Genomic DNA, 3571 nt, shown 5'->3' with positions numbered 1-3571 from the left:
CCATGCACTGGGAAATGCAGCTGCTGGCCCAAGGTGGCATGAGCAATCACCGGATCTTGCGAGCCGCCACCTTGAACGGTGCCAAGACTTTGGGCTTCGACAAACAACTGGGTTCGTTGGAAGCCGGCAAGTTGGCCGATTTGATCGTGCTCGACCGCAATCCGCTGGAGGACATTCGCAATAGCAACTCGGTGCGCTACACGGTGCTCAACGGCCGGCTTTACGACTCGGCCAGCATGGATGAAATCGGCAACCATCCCCGTCCACGAGGGCGCTTCTATTGGGAGATGGACGATTACAAAGGCATCGACTGGAACTCGGCGTGGTCGGGGAAGTGAGCATCATGAAAACTCCAATCACTCACGGCATTCTCGCCTCGCTCTGTGCTTTGGTCGCCACGGTGCCGGCGTTCGCGCAAACCGCTTGGAACATCGAGAACACCGGTCAACCGTCGTACGACGTTGAGTTTCCGCTCAGCGAAGGCACTTGGATGAGCGTCGCCGTCAGTCCTGACGGCCGCACGCTCGCGTTCGATTTGCTGGGCGATATCTATGCGATGCCGGCAGCGGGCGGCGAAGCCAAGCTGCTGCTCGGTGGCGCGGCCATGCAACGCAATCCGCGCTTCAGTCCAGATGGCAAGCAGCTGCTGTACATCAGCGATGGCGGCGGCAGCGACAATTTCTGGATCGCCAACGCCGATGGCTCGAATGCACGACAGGTCACCAAAGAAACTGTTCGATTGCTGAGCACGCCGACGTGGAACGGCGACGGCACGTTGATCGCCGGCGCGCTGCAGTTCGCCACCGAAGACAAGCATCACGCCGCCGAGCTGCGGATCTACGATCTGCGTGGCGGCGGTGGGCGAGTGCTCGTGCCGGCGCCGGCCAATGACGAGCCTGTCAACGAGCCGCAGTTCTCACGCGACGGCCGCTATGTCTACTACACCGAGAAGGCGACGTCGCCGAGCAAGTCTCGCGTCTACGTCGATGCGAATCACAGCAACCTCGCGGTGATGCGCCGGGATCTTGCCAGTGGCGAGACTCAGCAGATGATTCGCGGCTTCGGTAGCGCCATCGCTCCGCAGTTGTCGCCGAACGATCAGCGCATCGCCTTCGTCCGCCGCGTGCGAGAGAAGACGGTGCTGTTCGTCTACGACGTGGCTACAGGTAAAGAACTGCCCGTGTTCGAAGGGCTGGATCGCGACGAGCAGGCCGACTATAGCTGGATCGATGGCTACTACCCTCAATACAGCTGGTTTCCCGACAATCGTCATGTCGCCATCTGGGGCAAGGGCAAGCTCTGGAACATCGACATGGATACGGGGGCGGCCAAGGAGATTCCGTTCAGCGTGCGTTCGCGCCACAAGATCACGGTGCCGCCGCGGTTTACTCATGACCTCGCGCCCAAATCGATCACGGTGCGCGCGATTCGTCAGCTCGCCTATTCGCCCGATGACAAAGTGGCGGTGTTCAACGCGCTCGGCCGATTGTGGCGTAAGGAAGGCGATGCCAAGCCCGCGCGCCTTACTCGTGCCAGCACGTTCGAGTTCGAGCCGGCGTTTTCGCGCGACGGTCGCAAAGTCGCGTATGTGGATTGGAACGACGAGACCGGCAGTCGGTTGATGGTGGTCGGTTCGCAGGGCGGTGCTCCCAAGACGCTCTTCAGCACCACCGGCGTGTTACGCACGCCGTCGTTCTCGCCCGATGGCACTCGCATCGTGTTCAAGATCGATGAGGGAGATCGTTGTCTCGGCGGTCGCGAGTCGCGCGTCGGTTTGTATTGGATTAGCGCTAATGGCGGCGAAGCGAACTACATCGCCGCTCCGGGCGACGCTCCCATGTTTTCGCCTGATGGCCAGCGGATCTATTACGCGTCCAAGAACTACATTAATCATGCGATGGTGGCGGCGCTGGAAAGCGTCAACCTGCAAGGGTTCGATCAGCGCGTGCATGCCAAGACCTTGGATGCGGATACCTCAGAGCCTCGCATCAGCCCGGATCTGCAGTGGGTCGCGTTTCGTCATCGTCAGCAGTACTACGTGACTCGCTACCGTGAGACGGGCGTTCCAGTGACATTGACGCCGGAGCACGATGGCGCGAATCCCGTGGTGCGAGTCAGCGATATCGGCGGCTATGCGTTGCAGTGGTCGGCGGACTCGAAGCGACTGCATTGGGCGGTGGGCGATCAGTTCGTCACTGCGTCCGTCGAAGAGGCTGCACGTGCAGACGCGAGCCCGAAGTTACAGCGCGTGGCCGCAGGGTTAGAGGCGCCAGTCGATCTGCCTGAGGGCGACGTGGCATTCACCAACGGCCGCGTCATCACCATGAATGGCGATCAGGTCATCGAGCGCGGCACTGTGATCGTGCGTGGCAATCGCATCGTTGCGGTCGGCGCGGCCGATGCCGTGGCAGTGCCGGCCGGTGCGAAGGTCATCGACGTTGCGGGTAAGACGGTGATGCCTGGTTTGTTCGACATGCACGGGCACATCAACAATTGTTACTACACGTCGTCTGGTTTGATGCCGCAGCGTCAATCGGCGCGCTACGCCGATCTGGCGTTCGGCGTTACTACCAACTACGACCCGTATAGTCTCGAACTGCCGGCCTATACCCAGACCGAGATGACGTTGACCGGCGATATGGTCGGGCCGCGTTCCATCGAGTCGGGCCTGATTGCGTTCGGTCGCATCGCCAAGGTGGATAGCGGTTACGTGCCTATCTTCAGTTACAAAGATGCGCAGGATTTCATGGCGCGCAAGAAGGCGCTCGGCGGCACCATCGTGAAGAGCTATCGCCAGCCCATGCGCAGTCAGCGACAAATGCTGATCAAGGCGGGCCGCGAGGCGGGTGTGATGGTGGACGTGGAAGGCGAGAGCAATTTCTATCTCGACCTCACAGCTGTCATCGACGGCAACACCAATCAGCAGCACAACCTGCCGGTGGCCAATTACTACGACGATGTGGTGCAGCTGTTCAAACATGGCCAGACGCCGCACACGCCGACGCTCATCGTGCTCAACGGCGAATTGTTGGGTGAGAACTTCATCATTCAGAAGCAGCGCGTTTGGGAAGACCCGAAGGTGCGCACCTTCGTGCAGGTGGTGACCAGCGGCTACAGCCCCGTAGGCACGCCGCATTATGGGCCGCCTCACGTGCGAGGAATGATGTCCATCAATGTCGCCGATGAGCTGTGGGATGTGGGTTTCCGCTCGGTGTCACGCTCAGTGAAGAAGCTCGATGACGCCGGTGTCATCGTCAACGCGGGATCGCATGGCCACGTCATCGGGTTGTCGTTGCATTGGGAGATGTGGCTGCTCTCCCAAGGCGGCATGAGCAACATGAGCGTGCTGCGTTCGGCAACGCTCAATGGCGCCCGGACGCATGGTCTGGAAAAGCAGCTGGGCTCGCTCGAGCCGGGCAAGCTCGCCGACCTGATCGTGCTGGACAAGAATCCGCTCGAAGACATCCAGAACAGCAACAGCGTGCGCTACACCATGGTCAACGGCCGTCTGTACGACGCCAACACCATGAACGAGATCGGCAATTACGCTAAGCCGCGCGGCAAGTTTTTC

The 3571-nt window shown here is 60.6% G+C and carries 2 protein-coding genes; both read left to right on the top strand.

What is annotated here, in order from left to right; all coding sequences use genetic code 11:
• Positions 1-338: amidohydrolase family protein (locus tag JNL55_RS05250; protein ID WP_293850289.1), on the top strand; the 338-nt coding region annotated here is incomplete at its 5' end.
• A gap of 5 nt (positions 339-343) precedes the next feature.
• A partial coding sequence (locus JNL55_RS05245) for an amidohydrolase family protein (protein WP_293850287.1) occupies positions 344-3571 on the top strand: 3228 nt, incomplete at its 3' end.

The organism is Steroidobacter sp. (genome assembly GCF_016790065.1).
Classification (GTDB): Bacteria; Pseudomonadota; Gammaproteobacteria; order Steroidobacterales; family Steroidobacteraceae; genus Steroidobacter.
This window is presented reverse-complemented; position numbering and strand designations above follow the sequence as displayed.